Origin of the sequence: Pseudaquabacterium rugosum (assembly GCF_038066575.1) — a bacterium.
In the GTDB taxonomy this organism is placed as follows: Bacteria; Pseudomonadota; Gammaproteobacteria; order Burkholderiales; family Burkholderiaceae_C; genus Pseudaquabacterium; species Pseudaquabacterium rugosum.
The window spans coordinates 174,977-194,587 of sequence record NZ_JBBUTF010000007.1; the positions used below are offsets into that span (position 1 = coordinate 174,977).

General features: G+C 73.1%; 14 protein-coding genes. 7 read left to right on the forward strand and 7 right to left on the reverse strand.

Annotated features, from left to right (window positions below):
- Nucleotides 1-53 precede the first annotated feature (53 nt).
- The 5 genes from AACH11_RS09525 to AACH11_RS09545 all read left to right on the forward strand — a co-directional run bounded on the left by AACH11_RS09525 (nucleotide 54) and on the right by AACH11_RS09545 (nucleotide 6,957).
- A complete protein-coding gene (locus tag AACH11_RS09525) occupies nucleotides 54-1,445 on the forward strand; it encodes a phosphomannomutase/phosphoglucomutase (RefSeq protein WP_341373979.1) in 1,392 nt (463 codons plus the stop codon).
- A 116-nt stretch (nucleotides 1,446-1,561) separates the two neighbouring features.
- Nucleotides 1,562-2,938, forward strand: a complete 1,377-nt coding sequence (locus AACH11_RS09530) for a 3-deoxy-D-manno-octulosonic acid transferase (protein ID WP_341374085.1) — start codon at nucleotides 1,562-1,564, stop codon at nucleotides 2,936-2,938.
- Nucleotides 2,939-3,029: 91 nt separating this feature from the next.
- Nucleotides 3,030-4,085, forward strand: coding sequence for a hypothetical protein (locus AACH11_RS09535; RefSeq protein ID WP_341373980.1), 1,056 nt, complete (start codon nucleotides 3,030-3,032; stop codon nucleotides 4,083-4,085).
- Between the two features lie 186 nt (nucleotides 4,086-4,271).
- The gene (locus tag AACH11_RS09540; protein WP_341373981.1) at nucleotides 4,272-6,032 is read left to right on the forward strand and encodes a hypothetical protein; all 1,761 of its coding nucleotides are present in this window, start codon (nucleotides 4,272-4,274) and stop codon (nucleotides 6,030-6,032) included.
- A 79-nt stretch (nucleotides 6,033-6,111) separates the two neighbouring features.
- Nucleotides 6,112-6,957 carry a class I SAM-dependent methyltransferase gene (locus AACH11_RS09545; protein ID WP_341373982.1) on the forward strand — a complete coding sequence of 282 codons (846 nt, stop codon included), beginning with the start codon at nucleotides 6,112-6,114 and terminating at the stop codon, nucleotides 6,955-6,957.
- A 132-nt stretch (nucleotides 6,958-7,089) separates the two neighbouring features.
- Here AACH11_RS09545 and AACH11_RS09550 read toward each other — a convergent pair whose 3' ends face one another.
- Nucleotides 7,090-9,246, reverse strand: a complete 2,157-nt coding sequence (locus AACH11_RS09550; RefSeq protein WP_341373983.1) for a sensor histidine kinase — start codon at nucleotides 9,244-9,246, stop codon at nucleotides 7,090-7,092.
- Nucleotides 9,247-9,412: 166 nt separating this feature from the next.
- Entirely contained in the window at nucleotides 9,413-10,915 is a 1,503-nt protein-coding gene (locus AACH11_RS09555) for a sigma-54-dependent transcriptional regulator (RefSeq protein WP_341373984.1), read from the reverse strand.
- A 268-nt stretch (nucleotides 10,916-11,183) separates the two neighbouring features.
- On the opposite strand from AACH11_RS09555, the gene AACH11_RS09560 reads away from it, so the two are divergent.
- Complete coding sequence (locus AACH11_RS09560; RefSeq protein ID WP_341373985.1) at nucleotides 11,184-12,851, forward strand: OFA family MFS transporter; 1,668 nt, start codon at nucleotides 11,184-11,186, stop codon at nucleotides 12,849-12,851.
- Between the two features lie 75 nt (nucleotides 12,852-12,926).
- Here AACH11_RS09560 and AACH11_RS09565 read toward each other — a convergent pair whose 3' ends face one another.
- Nucleotides 12,927-13,313, reverse strand: a complete 387-nt coding sequence (locus tag AACH11_RS09565; protein WP_341373986.1) for a hypothetical protein — start codon at nucleotides 13,311-13,313, stop codon at nucleotides 12,927-12,929.
- A 320-nt stretch (nucleotides 13,314-13,633) separates the two neighbouring features.
- Between AACH11_RS09565 and AACH11_RS09570 the strand changes: the two genes are divergently transcribed.
- Nucleotides 13,634-14,455 carry a sterol desaturase family protein gene (locus tag AACH11_RS09570; RefSeq protein WP_341373987.1) on the forward strand — a complete coding sequence of 274 codons (822 nt, stop codon included), beginning with the start codon at nucleotides 13,634-13,636 and terminating at the stop codon, nucleotides 14,453-14,455.
- 42 nt (nucleotides 14,456-14,497) lie between these two features.
- Here the strand turns inward: AACH11_RS09570 and AACH11_RS09575 are convergent, their stop codons facing one another.
- The 4 genes from AACH11_RS09575 to AACH11_RS09590 all read right to left on the reverse strand — a co-directional run bounded on the left by AACH11_RS09575 (nucleotide 14,498) and on the right by AACH11_RS09590 (nucleotide 19,522).
- Nucleotides 14,498-15,607: an SMP-30/gluconolactonase/LRE family protein gene (locus AACH11_RS09575; RefSeq protein WP_341373988.1), complete on the reverse strand. Its 1,110-nt coding sequence runs from the start codon at nucleotides 15,605-15,607 to the stop codon at nucleotides 14,498-14,500.
- A 141-nt stretch (nucleotides 15,608-15,748) separates the two neighbouring features.
- Nucleotides 15,749-17,083 (reverse strand): glucarate dehydratase, encoded by a 1,335-nt coding sequence (gudD, locus tag AACH11_RS09580; protein ID WP_341373989.1) that lies wholly within the window; start codon nucleotides 17,081-17,083, stop codon nucleotides 15,749-15,751.
- A gap of 95 nt (nucleotides 17,084-17,178) precedes the next feature.
- Nucleotides 17,179-18,165, reverse strand: coding sequence for a Bug family tripartite tricarboxylate transporter substrate binding protein (locus tag AACH11_RS09585; protein ID WP_341373990.1), 987 nt, complete (start codon nucleotides 18,163-18,165; stop codon nucleotides 17,179-17,181).
- 241 nt (nucleotides 18,166-18,406) lie between these two features.
- A complete protein-coding gene (locus tag AACH11_RS09590; protein WP_341373991.1) occupies nucleotides 18,407-19,522 on the reverse strand; it encodes a LacI family DNA-binding transcriptional regulator in 1,116 nt (371 codons plus the stop codon).
- Nucleotides 19,523-19,611: the final 89 nt, after the last annotated feature.

The following is a 19,611-nucleotide window of genomic DNA, read 5'->3' on the forward strand; positions in this document are numbered from 1 at the left end:
GGCGCACATCCAACCCGAGCCCGCACGGGCCCAGCCTTACCTCCACACGCCCCATGCAAGTCACCGCATCGGCCTTCAAGGCCTACGACATCCGCGGCATCGTCGGCGAAGCCCTCGACGAGCCGTTCGCCGAGCACCTGGGCCGTGCCTTCGGCAGCGAGGCCCGGCTGGCGGGCGAGAAGGCGGTGGTGGTCGGGCGGGACGGCCGCGTGTCGGGCCCGATGCTGGTCGATGCGCTGATCCGCGGCCTGCGCGCCGCCGGCGTCGACGTCGTCGATCTGGGCGCCGTCACCACGCCGATGCTCTACTACGTGGCCGCCACCCGTGGCATCCACGGTTGCAACAGCGGCATCCAGGTCACCGGCAGCCACAACCCGAAGCACTACAACGGCTTCAAGATGGTGCTGGCCGGCCGCGCCATCCACGGCGCCGAGATCCAGAACCTGCGCCAGCGCATGGAGCTGGAGAACTACGAGGTCGGCACCGGCCGTCTCGGCCACATGGACATCGTGCCCGAGTACACCGCGCGCATCACCGGTGACTGCAAGCTGGCACGGCCGATGAAGATCGTCGTCGACAGCGGCAACGGCATCCCGGGCGCCACCGCGCCGGCCATCCTCAAGGCCCTGGGCTGCGAGGTGGTCGACCTGTACTCGCGCGTGGACGGCGACTTCCCCAACCACCATCCGGACCCGTCCAAGCCCGAGAACCTGGCGGACCTGATCAAGGTCGTGCACGCCACCGATGCCGAGCTGGGCCTGGCCTTCGACGGCGACGGCGACCGCCTGGGCGTGGTCACCCGCGACGGCCAGATCATCTACCCGGACCGCCAGATCATGCTGTTCGCCGAGGACGTGCTGTCGCGCAACCCGGGCGGCACCATCATCTTCGACGTCAAGTGCACCCAGCGTCTGGCGCCGATCATCAAGAAGGCCGGCGGCGTGCCGCTGATGTACAAGACCGGCCACAGCCTGGTGAAGGCCAAGATGAAGGAAGTCGGCAGCCCGTTCGCCGGCGAGATGAGCGGCCACATCTTCTTCGGTGAGCGCTGGTACGGTTTCGATGACGCGATGTACACCGCCGCGCGTCTGCTGGAGATCCTGTCCAAGCATGCGGACCCGAGCCGGGTGCTCAACGAGCTGCCGACCAGCTTCAGCACGCCCGAGCTGAACGTGGCCTGCGCCGAGGGCGAGCCGGCCCGCATCATCGACACGCTGCGCGCGACCTGCCAGTTCCCGGGCAGCCAGGAGGTCGTGACCATCGACGGCCTGCGCGCCGAGTACAGCGACGGCTTCGGCCTGATCCGCGCCAGCAACACCACGCCGGTGCTGGTGCTGCGCTTCGAGGGCCACACGCCCGAGGCCCTGACCCGCATCCAGCAGCAGTTCATGGACGCGCTGCGCGAGGTCAAGCCCGACGCCAGGATCCAGGAAGCCGCGCACTGAGCCACGCCCTGAAGCCCGATCCGGCGGCCGCGGCAGCGCCCCACGCTCCCGACGCCGCGGACACCCCGCCCCCGGTCGCGCCCTGGGCCGACCGCCTCGCGCGTGCCGCCTGGGCGCTGGCGCTGCGCCTGGCCACGCCGGCCTATCTGCTGCGCCTGTGGCGGCGCGGTACGGCCGAGCCCGGCTACCGCAGCCATCTGGGCGAGCGCCTGGGTCTGTATGGCGATCGGACGCGGCCGGCGGCCGGCGCGATCTGGGTGCATGCGGTCAGCCTGGGCGAGACGCGGGCCGCGCAGCCGCTGGTCGAGGCGCTGCGCGCCGCCCATCCCGGGCGGGCGCTGCTGCTGACCCACGGCACGGCCACCGGCCGTGAGGCGGGCGCGGCGCTGCTGCAGGCCGTCGCCGGCCGCGTCGGCGCCCATGCCGATGACCGCCAGGCCTGGCTGCCCTACGACACGCCCGGCGCCGTGCGGCGTTTCCTGCGCTGGCAGCGGCCGTCGGTCGGCGTGCTGATGGAGACCGAGCTGTGGCCGGCGCTGATGCACGCGGCCGAGCGCCAGGGCCTGCCGGTGGTGCTGGCCAACGCGCGCCTGAGCGCCCGCAGCGCGCGCAAGGGCGAGCGCCTGCGCGCGCTGCTGCATCCGGCGGCCGCGCGGCTGAGCCGCGTGCTGGCCCAGACCGCGGCCGACGCACAGCGCCTGCGCGCGGCCGGTGCCCGCGACGTGCAGGTGGCCGGCAACCTCAAGTACGACCTCGATCCGCCGCCGGCGCTGCTGGCCCTCGGCCGCCACTGGCGCGACGCCATCGCCGCCCCGCGCCCGGTGGTGCTGGCCGCCAGCACCCGCGAGGGCGAGGAGGCGCCGCTGCTGGCCGCCTGGCAGGCCGCGCTGCGCGCCCGCCCGGCCGCTGCGCCACGCCCGCTGCTGCTGCTGGTGCCGCGCCATCCGCAGCGCTTCGACGAGGTGGCCGCGCTGGTGCGCCAGCAGGGGCTGACGCTGGAGCGGCGCAGCGCCTGGAAGCCGACCCCGTCGGCCGTGCCGGCCGAGCCCTCCGCGGCCATCGCGCAGCCCCTGCGGGACGTGCTGGCCGAGCGCGGCCAGCCGCCGGCCGAGGCCCTGGCCGCCGACGTCTGGCTGGGCGACAGCCTGGGCGAGATGCCGCTGTACTACGCCAGCGCCCAGGCCGCGCTGCTGGGCGGCAGCTTCGCGCCGCTGGGCGGGCAGAACCTGATCGAGGCGGCCGCCTGCGGCTGCCCGCTGGTGATGGGCCCCCACACCTTCAACTTCGAACAGGCGGCCGAGGACAGCCTGGCCGCCGGCGCCTCGCAGCGGGTCGACGGCATCGAGGCCGGCGTGGCCGCCGCGCTGGCGCTGGCCGTGGCCGCCGATCGCCCGTCATGGGAGGCCCGCGCCCGCGATTTCGCCGCCGCCCACCGCGGCGCGGCGCGGCGCATGGCCGCGGCCATCGTGCCCGGCGCGGCCGGCGCGGTCTGATGGCCCGGCCGCACTGGTCACCCGCGTGAACGCTTGCTAACCTCGGTCGCCAGCGGACGGATGGATCCGTCCCGCGATCCAGGGAGTGAACATGTCGATCGATCGAAGCGCGGTGGCCTGGGCCACCGTCCTGTGCATGGCCGCGGTGCCGGCCGCCCGGGCCGCCACCAGCACGTCCGCGGCCTATGTGCTGGACACCGGCGGCACGCCGCAGACCGCCGGCCAGACCACCGACGGGCTGAGCCCGGCCAGCGCCGGCACCCTCTACACGCTGGACAGCGGCGGCCAGCAGCTGTCCTGGGCCCTGTCGGCGGTCAGCGGGCAGAGCGGCCGCGCGTTCAGCGTCGACAGCCGCGTGCAGCTGAGCGCCGCCTCGACCGCCGGCGGTCTGGCCAGCACGGGCGGGGTCTCGGCCCGCCTGAGCTTCGTCGACACCTTCGTCATCGACTGCGCGGGCTGCGTCGCCGGCACGACGGGCACGCTGCAGCTGTCGGTGCCCGATCTGGCGGCGGTGATGGCCGCCGGCGGTGCGGGCGGGCGCGACAGCGGTGATCTGACGCTGTCCGTCGATGCGGCGGGCATCGGCGCGGCCGAGGCACTGGCCACCACCACCCGCACGATCGAGCTCAGCGTGCAGGGCGACAACCTGCCGCTGCCGCCGGGCGTCGGCCCGGCCGACAGCTCCGCCTGGTGGACCCGCACCGAGACCGAGACCTGGCGCGACAGCGGCAGCGGCGGCACGGCCTTCCTGCCGGTCAGCGAGAGCGCCACCGACGGCGAGATCCGCTTCGTCTTCGGCCAGCCGATCCGGCTCGTGCTGTCGATGGGCGTCAGCGCCGGGCTGGATGTCGATGCCTGGCTGGCGGCGGGCCATCCCAGCTTCGAGGCCCGGCTGTGGCGCGAGGCGGCGCTGCAGTTCGACCTGCCCCAGGTGCTGGCGGTGTTCGATGCCTCGGGCACGGCGGTCAGCGGCTTCAGCGCGCTGTCGGCCTCCGGGCTCGATCTGGCGGCCGTCGCAGCCGTGCCCGAGCCGTCGCCGGCGCAGGCGTGGATGGCCGGTCTGCTGCTGCTCGGCGCTCTGGGCTGGCGTCGCCGCAGCGGGTGCACCGCGGCCGGCCGGCCCATCCCGGCCGCCGCTGGATCCTGAGATCGGCGGACGCCGCCGGGGGGCTGCCTGGGCACAATGGCCCATCGGCCTTTCCAGGCGGTGGTGGACGCTCGCCCTGCGTGACAGATGTGGGGCGCTGATGCGCATCCGCCACCTGTCTCCCCTCCAGGGCTGGGGCCTGCCCGGCGCCGGCAGGCCAGATCCCGACCTTTCCCCTTCTTCCGGATGACCTCACCTGACCGTTTCCATGGCCTGCAATCGCTGATCTGGCCCGACGAGGCCTGCCATGCCGAAGACGCCCTCCATTTCCAGGATCCGGAGGCGGCGTTCTTCGACCGCGCGGCACACGGCGTGCGCCTGCGGCCCGGTGGCCGTCTGCGGCTGATGAGCTACTTCAACGCCTACCACGCCACCCGCTGGCGTCAGGTCAACCCGGACATCGTGCCGGCCTTCCAGCTCAAGGGCCGGGGCCGTGTGCGGCTGTGCTGGGAGCAGCTCGGCGCCGACGGCCGGCTGCAGCCGCTGACCGAGGTCGAGCTGGCGCTGTCGCCCGACGGCTGGTCGACCTCGCCCATGCCCGCCGGCGTGTCGGGCTTTCTGGCACCGTGCGTGACCGGGCTCGACGACGACAACCTCGTCACCGAGGGCCGTTACGTGACCGCGCTGGCGCCGCGGCGCAGCGTCCGCCTGGGTCTGGTCATCACCCATTTCCAGCGCCAGGCCCAGGTCCAGGGCGCCATCGCCCGCCTGTCGGCGCTGATGCAGGCGCCGGACTACCGGGACAAGCTCGCGCTGAAGGTGATCGACAACAGCCAGGATCTGCCGCCGGCCGACAGTGAGCAGGTGCAGATCGTGCCCAACCGCAATCTCGGGGGCTCGGGCGGCTTCGCCCGCGGGCTGTTCGAGTTCGAGGCCGACGGCGGCTACACCCACTGCCTGTTCATGGACGACGATGCGTCCTGCCCGGTCGAGTCGATCCGGCGCACCCTGGCCGTCCTGGAGTGGGCGACCGACGACCGCATGGCGGTGGCCGGCGCGATGCTGCGCGACGATCGGCCACGCGAGATGCACGAGAACGGCGCCACCTTCGCCGGCTGCGTCCATTCGTTGCACCGGGGTCTGGATCTGGGCCGGCTGGCCGATCTGGCCCGCACCGACGGCCTGCCGCACATCGACTACGGCGCGTGGTGGTACTTCGCCTTTCCGCTGCGCCATGTCCGTCACTACCCGTTCCCGTTCTTCGTCCGCGGCGACGACATCAGCTTCGGCCTGGCCAACCGCTTCGACATCCTGACGCTCAACGGCGTGTGCTCCTGGCAGGACGCCTTCGAGGAAAAGGCCTCGCCGCTGACCAATTACCTGGACACCCGTAACCATCTGGTCCATCTGCTGACCGGCCATGTGGCGCACGGCCGGCGGGCCGTCCGTCAGGTGCTGCGGGGCTTCGTGACGCGGCGTGCCGAGGCGATGCTCTATGAATCGGCCGAGGCGGCCCTGCTGGCCGTCGAGGACGTGCTGCAGGGCCCGGCCTTCTGGCGGGCCCACATGGACCTCGGCGAACGGCGCCGGATGCTGGCCGAGCTGACGTCCGTCGAGAAAGCCCGTCCGCTCGATCCGGCGACCATCGCCCAGGCCCGCCTGTGCCGCTCGCCACGCCGGCTGGCGACCCGCCTGGCCTATCACCTCACGGGCCGCGGTCGTCTGCTGCCGGGCAAGCTGCTCGAGCCACGGCCCGCGCTGGCCCGCAAGGGCGTTCCGGCCAGCCGTTATGCGCTGTTCAGGTTCCGGCAGGTGATCTACCTGAGCGCTTCCGGCCACAGCGGCTTCATCGCCCGGCATGACGCGGCCCGGCTGGCGGCCATCCGTCAGCGCGCGCGGCAGCTGCAGCAGGTCCTGAGCGAGCGCTTCGAGACCCTGTCGGCCTCCTACCACACGGGCTATGCGGAGCTGACGTCGAAGGCGTACTGGCAGGCGGTCTACGCCTGACGTTCTCGGCGGCCCCGCCGTGTCCGGATCCCTGGTGTGACAGCCCGGGTTGCCGGATTGCTGAGTTAAGGTCCGCGCCATGAACGCATCGCATCAGCCCTTCGCGGCGGGGCGCCCTCCGGCGGTCGAGGTCCCCGGCGCATCCGTCCCCATCCGCTTCGACGACGGCGCCGCCTACGAGCGCTACATGGGCCTGTGGAGCCGCGAGGTCGGCCTGCGCTTCCTGGACTGGCTGGCGCTGCCGGCCGGCGGGCGCTGGCTGGACATCGGCTGTGGCAACGGGGCCTTCACCGAGCTGCTGCCGGATCGGGTGGCGCCGGCCGCGATCGATGGCATCGACCCGTCGGCGGCCCAGCTGGCCCATGCCCGCGCCCGGCCGATCGGCGCCCGGGCCCGCTTCGTCGAGGGCGACGCGATGGCCTTGCCCTACGCGGACGGCGGCTTCGATGCCGCGGTGATGCCGCTGGTCATCTTCTTCGTGCCCGATCCGGCGCGTGGCGTGGCCGAGATGCGCCGCGTGCTGCGCCCGGGCGGCACCGCAGCGGCCTATGCCTGGGACATGGCCGGCGGTGGCTTTCCCTATCACCTGGCGCAGCAGGGCCTGCGCGAGGCCGGTGTCGACGTGCCCCGTCCGCCCAGCCCCGAGGCGTCGGATCTGCCGGCCCTCGTCGGCCTGTGGCAGGGCGCCGGTCTGGTCGACGTGTGCACCGAGGTCATCACCGTGCGCCGCCGGTGGCCGGACTTCGAGGCCTGGTGGCAGACGCTGCGCGATGCGCCGAGCATGGGCGCGCGCATCGCGGGCCTGGACGCCGAGCGCAGCCGGCAGTTGAAGGAGCGCCTGTGCGCCCGTCTGCAGCCCGAGGCCGACGGCAGCCTGTGGCTGAGCGCGCGGGCCCACGCGGTCCGCGGCCGGGTGCCGGGCTGAGCCCCTGTGGACGATCGTCGACACCCGCTCGACGCGCCCTGACGCTCCCCACCCGGGCGCTCCCAGCCCCGGTGCCCCCGCCCGGGGGCGCCCGGCTCCTCCGCAGGTTCCGGGCCGACGGCCGGGCCGGCCTCAGCCCGGTGCGCGGGCCTGCAGCCGCAGCGTGAACACGGCGCCCGGCCGGCCGTCCTCGCGGTCGGCGGCGGTGAGCTCGCCGCCGTGGCGCTCGACGATGCCGCGGCTGATCCACAGCCCCAGGCCGTTGCCGTCGTGCTTGTGGGTGCGGAAGGGCTGGAACAGCTCGGCCAGCACCGCGGGCCCCAGGCCGGGGCCGCTGTCGCCGACCTGCACGGCGATGCGCCCGTCGTCCTCGTCGCCGCTGCGCAGCGTCAGCTCGCCCTGGCCGTCCATCGCCTGCAGTGCGTTGACCAGCAGGTTGACCAGCACCTGCTGCAGCTCCAGCCGGTTGCCCAGGGCGATGCGCCGGCTCCTCAGGTCGCGCGTGATGACGAGGCGCCCGGGCACCGTCAGATGGGCGACCAGGCGCAGGCTGTCGTCGACCAGCGCCGTGACGTCCAGCGGCTGGGCGGCGGTCGCGGCCGCCTCGCCCGGCCGCGCGAACTGCAGCAGCTGCGTGATGATGCGCTGGATGCGGGCGATCTGTTCGTCGACCAGGGCCAGTTCGGTGCGCACCTGGGCGGCGGCCGGTGGCGGCAGCAGCGCGCGCACCAGATCCAGATTGCCCTGGATGACGGCGATCGGGTTGTTCACCTCATGGGCGATGCCGGCGGTCAGCTGGCCGATGGTGGCCAGGCGTTCGCGGCGCACCAGGCCGGCCTGCGCCTGTTCCAGCGCCCGCGTGCGGGCGGCCACCTGGGCGTCGAGCTCGGCGTTCCAGCGCTGCAGGTCGCGCGTCTTGGCATCGACGGTGTCCAGCAGATGGTCCAGGTGGCGGGCGAGGGTGCCGATCTCGTCGGTCTGGGCCAGCGGGCCGACGCGTGCGGTGCCGTGCCCGGCCTCCACCTCGCGCATCGTGTGCGCCATGCGCTCCAGCGGCGCCGAGAAGGCGGCCGAGGCCCGCAGGGCCAGCCAGCCGGCGCCCCACATCGCCAGGCCCAGCACGGCGGCCAGGGCGCCCAGCAGCGTCCACTTCAGCCAGATGAAGGGCCGCTCCAGAAAGCCGACGTAGAGCATGCCGATGCGCTGGCCGCGGGCGTCGTGCAGCGGCCGGTAGGCCGAGACGTACCAGTCGTCGACGACGAAGGCGCGCTGCAGCCAGGTGCGGCCGTCGCGCAGCACCGCGTCATGCACCTGCTGCGAGACCCGGGTGCCGATGGCCCGCTCGCGCGCTTCGCCGCCGAACAGGCGTACATTGGTCGACACCCGCACGTCGCCGAGGAACAGCGTGGCCGTGCCGCGGCTGCCGAAGGGCAGGGCGTCGGGCGGGTAGATGCGGTCGTTGAGCGCGTCGATGAAGCGCAGGTTGCGGTTGAGCAGCACGCCGCCGTGCAGCACGCCGCGCACGCGGCCGGCAGCGTCGTGCACCGGCCAGCGGGCCTCGGCGACCAGCGCCCGGTCCTCCTGCCGGCGCGCCGTCGGCGCGGCATTGCGTGTCGGCAGCAGGGGCACCGACACCTGGCCGCGCAGGGCGGGCGCCAGCCGCGCGACGGTGGCGGCATCGAGCACCGCCAGGTCGGCGCCGGGGATCGGGCGCGGGCCGGGCGCGCGGGCGGAGGCCGCCGTGGGGGTGCGGGCGAAGGCCGCTGTGGGGTCTGTGGCCTCGCTGGACTCGTGAGTGCCTGACGTGGTGTCTGATGTGGTGCCCGAGGTGGCGCCCGAGGTGACGGGGAAGGTCGCCCCGGCGTGCCATTGCAGCCAGTCCAGACCGTGGCGCTGACGCTCGGCATCGAGCCAGGCGGTGAGTGCGGCCGCGGTGTCCGGCGCGTGCTCGCCGGGCTCCGGATGGGCGCGGGCGTCCGCACCCTCTCGGCCGTCGCCCGAGCGCTGCCGCGCAGGCGTGGCACGCGGCAGTGGCTCTGGCTGTGGCCGTGGCCGTGGCGGCTGCAGCCATGCGGCCAGCGCGGCCGATTCGGCCACCGCCGCCGTGCTGTGGCCGACGCTGTCGAGCAGCTGCTCGAAGGACACGCTGGCACCGGCCAGATCGGTGCGCACCTTGGTGATCAGCAGCCGGTCCCAGGCCAGCGCGCTCCACCACAGCGCCAGCAGGCCCAGCAGGGGCAGCACCAGGCCCAGCGGCAGCAGCACCAGCGCCAGCAGCTTGCGCCGCACCGGCAGGGCCTGCCAGCGCCCGGTCAGGCGCGCGCGCAGGCCGGGCCCGTGCCCGCTGTCCCGCCCTGGGCGATCCGGGGGGCCAGCGTGGATGGGTGATGCGGGTGGTGCGGGTGGTGCGGGTGACAGGGCATGCCCGGGCCCGGTCCCGCCCGCCGGCGCCGCCTCAGACCGCGTCGTCACCATCCGCCGCGGCGCCGCCGGCCCATTCGGCCTGGCGGCGCTCCAGGGTCCGGCGCGAGACGCCCAGCAGCCGCGCGGCCTGCGTCTTGTCGCCACCCACCGACTGCAGCACCTGCCGGATGTGCTGCTTCTGCAGCGCCTGCAGATCGACCGGGCGGGGCTCCGCGGGGGCCTGAAGCTGGCTCGGGTGGCCCGGTCCGCTCGGTCCGCCCGGTCCGTCCGCATCGCGCGGTCCGTCCGTGCCGTGCGGTGCTTGCCGAGCCGCGCGCTCGCGCCGCGCCAGGTCCTCGTAGAGCGCGCTGACGTTGAGCGAGCCGATGATCAGCGAGCGCTCGATCAGGTTGCGCAGCTCGCGCACATTGCCCGGCCAGTCGTAGCCGGCCAGGAAGTCGAGCTCCTCGTGGCTGACGGCGATCGGCGGCACGCCCAGCTGCGGCGCCAGGACCGCGATGAAATGGGCGACCAGCTCCGGGATGTCCTCCTTGTGGGCGCGCAGCGGCGGCAGGCGCAGCTGCACCACCTGCAGCCGCCAGTACAGGTCCTCGCGCAGGCGGCCGGCGGCGACCTCGGCATCGAGCGCGCGCTGGCTGGCCGCGACGATGCGCACATCCACCGGCACCTGCTGCTCGCCGCCCAGCGGGCGCACCTGCTGGTCCTCCAGCACCCGCAGCAGCGCAGCCTGCAGCGCCAGCGGCATCTCGGCGATCTCGTCGAGGAACAGCGTGCCGCCCTGGGCATAGACGAACAGGCCGTCGCGCGGCGTGCCGGCGGCGGCCGTGCAGCCGAAGAGCTCGGCCTCGATGCCGGCGGCGGTCGCGGTCGCGCAGTTCAGCGGCACGAAGGGGCCGTCGGCCCGGGGCCCCAGCCGGTGCAGGGCGTGGGCGGCCAGCTCCTTGCCGGTGCCCGATTCCCCGCTGAGCAGCACGGTGCTGGGCACGCCGGCCACGCGCTGCAGCGCGGTGCGCAGCCCCTGCATCGCCAGCGAGCGGCCGACCAGGCCGTCGCCCGGCGGCGTGCGTTGCTGCAGGCTGCGCCGCAGCACCCAGTTCTCGCGCCGCAGGGCCGCGCGTTCGAGCCCGCGCCGCAGCGCGTTGAGCACCTGGGTCAGCCGGAAGGGCTTGAGCAGCAGGTCGCAGGCGCCGGCGCGCAGGGCCTCGATGGCCGTGTCGAGGTCGGCATAGGCGGTGATCAGCACCACCTCGCCGTTGTGCCCCTGCGCCTGCAGCGCACGCAGCCAGTCCAGGCCGCTGCGCCCGGGCAGGGTGATGTCCAGCAGCGTCAGGTCGACCCGGTGGCGCTGCACCAGCGGCGCGGCCTCCTCGGCCGAGCCGGCCACCAGCACCTGGCCGACGCACGGCGCCAGCGCCCGCGCCAGGAAGTGGCGCATGCCGGGCTCGTCATCGACCACCAGCACGCAGGCCAGTGGCCAGCGCTCGGCCTGGGGCCAGGCGGCGGCGGGATCGTCGGCGTCCGGGGCGGTGGCCATGGCGGCGCATTCTAGGCAGCGCGGCGGGCGGCCCGGATCGGGGAGAGCGCCGGGCCGCGGGGCCGTGGCACGGGCCCGACTGCGACAAGTTGTCGCGCCGCTGCGTCAGCCTGTCGTGAGCGGGCCCGTGTCGTACCGACTGTGCACCTCGTCACGTCCGGTGTCTGATGCGCCCCGCCGTGCGATGTCGCCGGCGTCCGTGGCGGATGGCGGCCGTCGTCGCCGGCCTTGCTCCCGCCTGCCCTCGCTCCACCGGAGAAGGATCCTCATGTCTGCAGTGATGAGCGGCGCCGTGCCGCACACCGGCCGCGCTGGCTGGCTCGACAAGGAGCGCACGATCGCGGCGCCCGGCTTCAACCGCTGGCTGGTGCCGCCGGCCGCGCTCGCCATCCACCTGTGCATCGGCATGGCCTACGGCTTCTCGGTGTTCTGGCTGCCGCTGTCCAAGGCGATCGGCGTGCAGGCCGCCCAGACCTGCGCCAAGGACATGAGCCTGTGGGCCGAGCTGTTCACCACCAGCTGCGACTGGCGCATCTCCAGCCTGGGCTGGATCTACACGCTGTTCTTCGTGCTGCTGGGCTCGTCGGCCGCGCTGTGGGGCGGCTGGCTGGAGCGTGCCGGTCCGCGCAAGGCCGGGGTGGTGGCCGCGCTGTGCTGGTGCGGCGGCATGGTGGTCTCGGCCCTCGGCGTGCACCTGCACCAGCTGTGGCTGATGTGGCTGGGCTCGGGCCTGATCGGCGGCATCGGCCTGGGCCTGGGCTACATCTCGCCGGTGTCCACGCTGATCAAGTGGTTCCCCGACCGCCGCGGCATGGCCACCGGCATGGCCATCATGGGCTTCGGTGGCGGCGCGATGATCGGCTCGCCGCTGGCGGCCGAGTTGATGAAGGTCTTCGCCGGGCCGACCTCGGTCGGTGTCGTGCCCACGCTGCTGGTCATGGCCGCGGTCTATGTCGTCTTCATGATGGGCGGCGCGCTGGGCTACCGGGTGCCGCCCTCGGGCTGGGCACCCGAAGGCTGGCAGGCGCCGGCCGCCAGCACCGGCAGCGCGATGATCACGCGCCAGCATGTGCACGTCAGCAAGGTCTGGGGCATTCCGCAGTTCTGGCTGGTGTGGCTGGTGCTGTGCATGAACGTGTCGGCCGGCATCGGCGTGATCGGCATGGCCAGCCCGATGCTGCAGGAGATCTTCGGCGGCCATCTGATCGGCGTCGACCTGCGCTACGGTGATCTGGACAAGGCCCAGCTGGCGGCGATCGCCGGCGTGGCCGCGGGCTTCACCGCGCTGCTGAGCCTGTTCAACATCGGCGGGCGCTTCGTCTGGGCCAGCCTGTCGGACCGCCTGGGCCGCAAGACCACCTATGTGGTGTTCTTCGTGCTGGGCGGGCTGCTGTACGCCAGCGTGCCGTCATCGGCGGCGGCCGGTCAGCTGGTGCTGTTCGTCGGCGCGCTGTGCCTGATCCTGAGCATGTACGGCGGCGGCTTCGCCACGGTGCCGGCCTATCTGGCCGACCTGTTCGGCACGCAGATGGTCGGCGCCATCCACGGCCGGCTGCTGACGGCCTGGGCCACGGCCGGCATCCTGGGCCCTGTGGTGGTCAATTACATGCGGGACTACCAGCTGGCCCTCGGCCTGCCGCGCGAGCAGGTCTATAACCAGACCATGTACATCCTGGTGGGCATGCTGGCCCTCGGCCTGGTGTGCAACCTGATGATCCGGCCGGTGGCCGCGCGCCACTTCATGAGCGATGCGGAACTGGCCCACGAGAAGCGGCTGGCGCATGACCGCGCGGCGGCGGCCGAGGTCGGCCCCGGCACCATGACCTTCCACCGCACCTCGACGGCGGTGGTGGTGCTGGCCTGGGCGGCGGTGGGTCTGCCGCTGGCCTGGGGCATCTGGCGCACGCTGCTGAGCGTGGCCAAGATGGTCCACTGAGGTCGTCGGTACGGTGGCGGCCGGCCGGGTGCCGGCGGGCCGCCTGGCGCTTCCGGTCCGGCTCCGGTCCGGCCGTCAGGCCTGCGCAGGCGGGCCGGAGCGCTGCCGCAGCCGGCGCAGCAGCGCGCTGGCGGCCAGCTCGGCATGCAGCGCCGGCTCCAGCGGCGCGCGACACAGCCCGGCCTGGGCGTAGTGCAGGTTCTCGTAGAGCTCGGCCAGCGCCGGGCGCACGCGCAGCAGCCGCTCCAGCGCCTCGTCGCGCTCGGTGGTCTGCAGCTGCGCCCGGGTGCGTTCGACGACATGGCGGTACTGGTCGGCGCTGGCGCTGCCGGGCTCGCGCTCCAGCTTCTCCAGCAGCGTGGCCAGCTCGGCCAGGGCCTTGAGCCGCAGCGGCAACGTCACGCCGCCGGCGCGGCCTGCGGGAGACGGCGGGGTCGAGGAAGCGGGGGTGTCGTGCGTCATGCCCTGCAGATGGCGCGTGGCGGGCGGAAATCAAGAGGCGGCCGCCGGCCGGCCCGCTCCGGCCGGGTGGAGGGCGCTGTCCAGTGGCTCGGATCCCGCGGCGACATCTGTCCGTTTTCTACAGGAAAACGATGTCTTGAAACGTCCGTACGCAAGCCCCTCGCGCCTGCGCATTGACCCGGATCAAGCGCCTTGGACATCCCCAGTTCATGGCCGATGGGACGCGTAATTCAAGCGCTATTCTGCCTTCGCCCCACCCGTGGACGGACCGCCGGTCCGTGTGGGCCGGGGCCGCCGCGATCGCGGCACCACGGAGGACGATGACTGTGCTGGATGCGCTCGCGCCGACCGCCCCCTGGGCCGGTCCGATGCTGTACGCCTGCCTGCTGTTCGGGCTGCGCTACCTGGTGGTGGCGGGTTTCTGGTTCGTGATGAGCCGGCCGGTGGCCGGGCGCGGGGGCGGCCGGGCCCATGCGGTGACGCCGGGTTCGCGCTTCGACGTCCGCTCGGCCGCGCTGCACGAGGCGGTGCGCTCGGCGGTGGCCATCGGGGTGTTCACGCTGGTCTATGGCGTGTGCGCCGGCTGGCAGCTCGACCGCTGGATGGCCGTCTACCTCGATGACCGCCATCCGCTGTGGTGGATCCCGGTGAGCATCGTGCTGGCGCTGCTGCTGCACGACACCCTGTTCTACTGGCTGCACCGGCTGATGCACACCCGCGCGCTGTTCCGCCGCGTGCATCTGGTGCACCACCGCTCGATCCATCCGACGTCCTTCGCCGCCTACTGCTTCCATCCGCTGGAGGCCTTGCTCGAAGGTCTGGCGGTGCTGGCCGTCTTCTGCATCGTGCCGATGCATCTGGGCGCGATGCTGGCCTTCGAGACCATCGGCCTGATCTACAACTGCTACGGCCACTGCGGCCGCGAGTTCTATCCGGTGGGCTGGGGCAGCCATCCGCTGGGCCGCTGGCTCAACAGCTCGTCCAACCATGCCCACCACCACCTGCGCGGCAGTGGCAACTACGGCCTGTACTTCATGGTCTGGGACCACCTGATGGGCACGGCCGTCGAGCAGAACGCGCTCCAGCAGGACGCGCCCGACACCGTGCCGATGGAGCTGCTGCCGGATTCGCAGATGGTGTGAGCGCGCGGGCGGCCCCGGCGGGGGAAGGGCCGCCCTGGCTGCTCACACCGCGCCATGCGCCTCGACGTAGAGCGCGTACAGCGAATGGCAGCTGGCCATGTAGAGGCGGTTGCCCTTGGGGCCGCCGAAGCAGAGGTTGGCGCAGCGCTCGGGCAGGCGGATGTGGGCCAGCGGCTTGCCGGCGGGGCTGAACACCATCACGCCGTCCAGGTCTTCGGGCTTGCCCTTGAGTTGGTAGACCTTGCGGCCACCCACGTCGCTGGGCTCGGCGTTCAGCGCGCCGTTGCTGCCCCAGCCGCACCACAGGTTGCCGTCGCGGTCCACTTTGAAACCGTCGAGCGCGCCGAAGTCGGCCGCGTCGATCAGCTTGGTCTTGTTGGCGACCGTGCCGTCGGCGTTGACGTCGTAGGCCCAGATGCTGCGGTTGGGCGTTCCCTTCCACTCCACCACGTAGAGCTTCTTCTCGTCCGGGCTGAAGGCCAGGCCGTTGGGGTTGACCAGGTCGGTGATGACGGCGGTCAGCTTGCCGTCGGCGGCGATGCGGTACACGTTGGTGCTGGCCTGCTCGGGCTTGGCCTTGAAGCCTTCCCATTCGCCGTTGATGCCGAACAGCGGGTCGGTGAACCAGAGGCTGTCGTCGGACTTGACCACCACGTCGTTGGGCGCGTTCAGGCGCTTGCCCTCGAAGCTGTCGGCCAGCACGGTGAGCTTGCCGTTGGTCTCGGTGCGCACCACGCGGCGCGTGACCGAGTGTTCGCAGGTGATCAGGCGGCCCTGGCGGTCGCGGGTGTTGCCATTGGCCCAGTTGGCCTTGTCGCGGAAGACGCTGATACTGCCCGTCTTCTCGTCGAACTTCATGATGCGGTTGTTCGGAATGTCGCTGAGCAGCAGGTAACCCGGTGCGCCGTCCGCGCCCGGGAAGTAGGCCGGCCCTTCGGCCCAGCGCATGCCGGTCGCCACCTGTTCGATGGTGCTGCTGTAGATGCGGTAGCGGGCGAAGGACGGGTCCAGGATCTGCACCGACGGATCGGGATAGCGCTGCTGCGGCGTGAAGGCGAAGGCCTGGGCCAGCGCGCTGCCGGTGAAGGCGGTGGCACCGGTGGCGGCGCCGGCGGCCAGCAGCTGGCGACGGGTGGGATGGGCGAGGCTCATGGTCGGGTCTCCGGGGTGATGCGGCCCTTCTGCGGGGCCATGAAAAAGGCCGGCACACGTCTGCGTGCCGGCCTGGGATGGCGCGAGGGCGCGCCGGGGTGCGCCGTGCGTGGTGGCGCACCGGCTCCGTCCAGCGCGCGCTCAGCGCACCAGGCAGGGCTTCTTGTTGTCGAAGGTCCAGCCCGGGATCAGGTACTGCATGGCCATCGCGTCATCGCGCGCGCCCAGGCCGTGCTGCAGGTAGAGCTGGTGGGCCTTCTCGACCTCGACCATGTCGAGCTCGACGCCCAGGCCCGGCTTCTTCGGCACCTGCACATGGCCGCCGACGATCTTCAGCGGGTCCTTCGTCAGGCGCTGGCCGTCCTGCCAGATCCAGTGGGTATCGATGGCGGTGACCTTGCCCGGTGCGGCCGCGCCCACATGGGTGAACATGGCCAGCGAGACGTCGAAGTGGTTGTTCGAGTGGCTGCCCCAGGTCAGGCCCCAGTCGCGGCAGGTCTGGGCCACACGCACCGAGCCGGCCATGGTCCAGAAGTGCGGGTCGGCCAGCGGGATGTCCACGCTCTGCAGGCTCAGCGCATGGGTGAACTGGCGCCAGTCGGTGGCCACCATGTTGGTGGCGGTGGGCAGGCCGGTGGCGCGGCGGAACTCGGCCATCACCTCGCGGCCCGAGAAGCCGCCCTCGGCGCCGCAGGGGTCCTCGGCATAGGCGACGATGCCGCGCATGCGCTGGCCCAGGCGGATCGCGTCCTTCAGCAGCCAGCCGCCGTTGGGGTCCAGCGTGACGCGGGCGTCGGGGAAACGTTCGTGGATGGCGGTGACGGCATCCACCTCGGCATCACCGGCCAGCACGCCGCCCTTCAACTTGAAGTCGTTGAAGCCGTAGCGCGCGCGGGCGGCCTCGGCCAGGCGCACGACCGATTCGGGTGTCATCGCGGCCTCGTGGCGCAGGCGACACCAGTCGTCGGCGTCATCGGCTTCATCGGCCGGGCTGGCGTAGGGCAGATCGGTCTTCGTGCGGTCGCCGACGAAGAACAGATAACCGAGCATCTCGACGGCATCGCGCTGCCGGCCTTCGCCCAGCAGATCGCACACCGGCAGATCCAGGTGCTGGCCCAGCAGGTCCAGCATCGCCGATTCGATGGCGGCCAGCGCGTGGATGGTGATGCGCAGGTCGAAGGTCTGCAGGCCGCGGCCGCCGCTGTCGCGGTCGGAGAAGGCCTTCTGCACCGCCTGCAGCACGGCCAGATGGCTGCCCACCGGCTGGCCGACGACCAGCGCGGCCGCGTCCTCCAGCGTCTGGCGGATCTTCTCGCCGCCGGGCACCTCGCCCACGCCGGTGCGGCCGGCCGAGTCGGTCAGCACCAGCAGGTTGCGGGTGAAGTAAGGGGCATGTGCGCCGCTCAGGTTGAGCAGCATGCCGTCGCGGCCGGCCACGGGGATGGCGCGCAGGGAGGTGATGCGGGGCGTGGTCATGAGGAGGTGGGTCCGTGATGCAGGGGCAGGGCGCCGGGCCGCGGCTTGCGCCCCGCGGAGGGCGCGTGCGCGGGTGTCTGCAGGGGTGGGGGAACTCAGTCCGCGGTGATCTTGCGGGTCTCGATGAGCTGCTTCCAGCGCGCGTTCTCGCGGGCCATGAAGGCGGCGAAGGCCTCGGGCGTGCTGGCCACGATCTCGAGGCCGACGCTGGTGAACTGCTGGCTGATCTTCGGGTCCTTCAGCGCGTCGACCAGGGCGTCGTGCAGCTTCGCCTTGACGTCGGCCGGCAGGCCCTTGGGCGCGACCACGGCCTGCCACGAGTAGACGTCGGCCCCCTTGACGCCGGACTCGGCCAGCGTGGGCACCTGCGGCAGCACGGCCGAGCGCTTGTCGCCGGTGACGGCGAGCGCGCGCAGCTTGCCGCCGCGGATGTGCTGCAGCACCGCGTTGACGTTCTGGAACGAGGCCTCGACCTGGCCGCCCAGCAGATCGCTGATGGCCGGTGCGCCGCCCTTGTAGGGCACGTGCAGGCCGGAGGTGCCGGTCTGCAGCCAGAACAGCTCGGCCGTCAGGTGGTCCGACGAGCCGTTGCCCGACGAGGCGAAGCTGACCTTGTCCGGCTGGGCCTTGAGTGCGGCGACGACATCGGCGGTGGACTTGAACGGCGAGGCCGCCGGCACCACCAGCACGTTGGGCGCCTGCACGGCCACGGTCAGCAGGTCGAAGTCCTTCTGCGCGTCATAGGCGGTGGCCTTGATCAGGTGCGGGGCGATCACCAGCGGGCCCAGCGAGGTCACCATCAGCGTGTGGCCGTCGGCCGGCGCGCGCTTGACCTGGGTGGCGCCGATGGTGCCGGTGGCGCCGGCCTTGTTGTCGACCAGGAAGGTCTGGCCGAAGCGCTCCTGCAGCTTGGGGCCGATGGCGCGGGCGATCGAATCCGTCGAGCCGCCGGGCGGGAAGGGCACCAGCAGGGTCACCGGCTTGGCCGGCCAGGTCTGCGCCTGGGCGGACGGGGCGAGGGCGAGCGAGGCGGCAAGGGCCGGCAGGCCGAGGGCGAGGCAGGCCAGGCGGCGAGAGAACATGGCGGTCATGATAGCGCTGTCATCCGTGGGTGATCGAATGATATCGTTGTCATCTGGTGCCGGACAGGGGGATGAAATCCGTGTTTACCCGGGGGCGTGAGCGCGGCTTCGGCCGATCGTTGGGGGCCGGCGGTGCCCGGCGGTGCCCGGTACTGGTGGCCTGTGCGGGTGGCCGGTGCGGGTGGTCAGCGCCCGGGGCCCGCGGCCGTGCCGCGGTGGCGTCTCGCCCGCCCGGAGCGCCTCAGTCGCTGTCCCGGCTGACGATGCGGAAGCCGACGTCGATCACCCGCGGGCCCGCGTCGCCACCGGCGCGCGCGACGATGCAGGCCGCCGCGTGGCGGCCGATGGTCGGGCCGTCGATGCGCACCGTGCTCAGCGCCGGCAGGGTGTCGGCCGCGAAGTCGAGGTCACCGAAGCCGATGACCGCCAGATCCTGCGGCAGCCGCAGCCCGTCGGCCTGGGCCTGCAGCAGCACGCCGAGGGCCAGCAGATCGGAGCTGCAGAAGACCGCGTCGGGCCGCGCCGCGGAGGCGGCGGTGGCCGTGGTGCCGGTGGTGCTGGCGGTGCCGGTGATGGACGGGGTGCCCGCGGTGCCGCCGGCGCCGGCCTGGCCCGTCGCCCCGCCCAGCAACTGCCGCAGGCCGGCGCGGCCGCTGCGCAGCGTGGTCGGCGCCGGCACCTCGACCGCCTGCACCGGGTCCAAGCCCAGGCGCGCCGCCTCGTCGGCGAAGGCGGCCGCGCGGCGGCGGGCCCGCGGATCGTCGCCACCGATCAGCGCCAGCCGGCGCCGGCCCCGGGCATGCAGATGGCGGGCCACCGCGCGGCCGACCGCCTCGTGCGAGAAGCCGACCAGCATGTCGATCGGGTCGCCCGCCAGGTCCCAGGTCTCGACCACCGGAAAGCCGGCCGCGCGCAGCCGCCGGCGGGCGGCCTCGCTGCGCAGCGTGCCGGTCAGCACCAGGCCGTCGGGGCGGCGGCCGATGATGGCCTCCAGCAGCGCGTCCTCGCGTGCGACGTCGTAGCCGGTCTGGCCCAGCATCAGCTGGCAGCCCTCGGCCGCCAGCGCCTCGGTCAGTGCGGCCACCGTCGGCAGGAAGACCGGGCCGGTCAGCGTCGGCACCACGGCCGCCACCAGGCGGCTGCGGGTCGAGGCCAGGCCGCCGGCCAGCAGATTGGGCACGTAGCCGGTCTGCGCGACCGCCTCGGCCACCTTGCGCCGCACCTCGTCGGAGACCAGCTGCGGCTTGTTGAGCGCGCGCGAGGCGGTGATCGGCGCCACGCCCGCCAGCCGGGCCACCTCGTGCAGCGTGACGGCCCCGCTGCCGCGCCGCGCGCGCCGCGGCTTCAGCGGGTCCATGCCCGGGCCGTCGGCTCGGCCGGCCGGTGTGGCGCCTGAAGCGCGGCCCGGTGTGTCGCCCGATCTGCGCGTGGCCGTGCCGGTCGATC

Coding starts and splice junctions, on each gene's coding strand:
- AACH11_RS09525 (WP_341373979.1), top strand. CDS start 54: ATGCAAGTCACCGCATCGGCCTTCAAGGCCTACGACATCCGCGGCATC.
- AACH11_RS09535 (WP_341373980.1), top strand. CDS start 3,030: ATGTCGATCGATCGAAGCGCGGTGGCCTGGGCCACCGTCCTGTGCATG.
- AACH11_RS09540 (WP_341373981.1), top strand. CDS start 4,272: ATGACCTCACCTGACCGTTTCCATGGCCTGCAATCGCTGATCTGGCCC.
- AACH11_RS09545 (WP_341373982.1), top strand. CDS start 6,112: ATGAACGCATCGCATCAGCCCTTCGCGGCGGGGCGCCCTCCGGCGGTC.
- AACH11_RS09555 (WP_341373984.1), bottom strand. CDS start 10,915: ATGGCCACCGCCCCGGACGCCGACGATCCCGCCGCCGCCTGGCCCCAG.
- AACH11_RS09560 (WP_341373985.1), top strand. CDS start 11,184: ATGTCTGCAGTGATGAGCGGCGCCGTGCCGCACACCGGCCGCGCTGGC.
- AACH11_RS09565 (WP_341373986.1), bottom strand. CDS start 13,313: ATGACGCACGACACCCCCGCTTCCTCGACCCCGCCGTCTCCCGCAGGC.
- AACH11_RS09570 (WP_341373987.1), top strand. CDS start 13,634: ATGACTGTGCTGGATGCGCTCGCGCCGACCGCCCCCTGGGCCGGTCCG.
- AACH11_RS09575 (WP_341373988.1), bottom strand. CDS start 15,607: ATGAGCCTCGCCCATCCCACCCGTCGCCAGCTGCTGGCCGCCGGCGCC.
- gudD (WP_341373989.1), bottom strand. CDS start 17,083: ATGACCACGCCCCGCATCACCTCCCTGCGCGCCATCCCCGTGGCCGGC.
- AACH11_RS09585 (WP_341373990.1), bottom strand. CDS start 18,165: ATGTTCTCTCGCCGCCTGGCCTGCCTCGCCCTCGGCCTGCCGGCCCTT.
- AACH11_RS09590 (WP_341373991.1), bottom strand. CDS start 19,522: ATGGACCCGCTGAAGCCGCGGCGCGCGCGGCGCGGCAGCGGGGCCGTC.